Source organism: Pseudomonas sp. FG36 (genome assembly GCF_057809275.1).
The window spans coordinates 1-405 of record NZ_JBMDJQ010000092.1 but is presented as its reverse complement, the minus strand read 5'-3'; the positions used below and the strand labels follow the sequence as shown (position 1 = coordinate 405).

Genomic DNA, 405 nt, shown 5'->3' with positions numbered 1-405 from the left:
CCATCGTGCGCCTGGTGATCAACAACGGTTTTGCCGACTTCAATAGCCAGGACCGGGTGGCGTTCGCCTCCAACCCGGCGTTCGACGCCAGCACCCTGGAAGTCTGGGCGCCGCTGCTCAACGGTGGCGCGGTGGCGGTGATCGACCAGGACCAGGTGCTGTCGCGCGAGGGCCTGCGCGAAACACTGCTGGAGCAGGGAGTCACCGTGCTGTGGCTGACTGCGGGCCTGTTCCACCAGTTCGCCGATGACCTGCTGCCGGCGTTCCGTGGCCTGCGTTACCTGATGGTCGGTGGCGACGTGCTGGACCCGGCAGTGATCGCCCGGGTACTGCGTGACGGCGCGCCGCAGCACCTGCTCAATGGCTACGGCCCGACCGAGGCCACCACCTTCAGCACCACCCACG

Annotated in this window: 1 protein-coding gene; it reads left to right on the top strand. The window is 67.7% G+C overall.

Annotated features, from left to right (window positions below; genetic code table 11):
• A partial coding sequence (locus tag ACODS9_RS26565; protein ID WP_489095127.1) for an AMP-binding protein occupies positions 1–405 on the top strand: 405 nt, incomplete at both ends.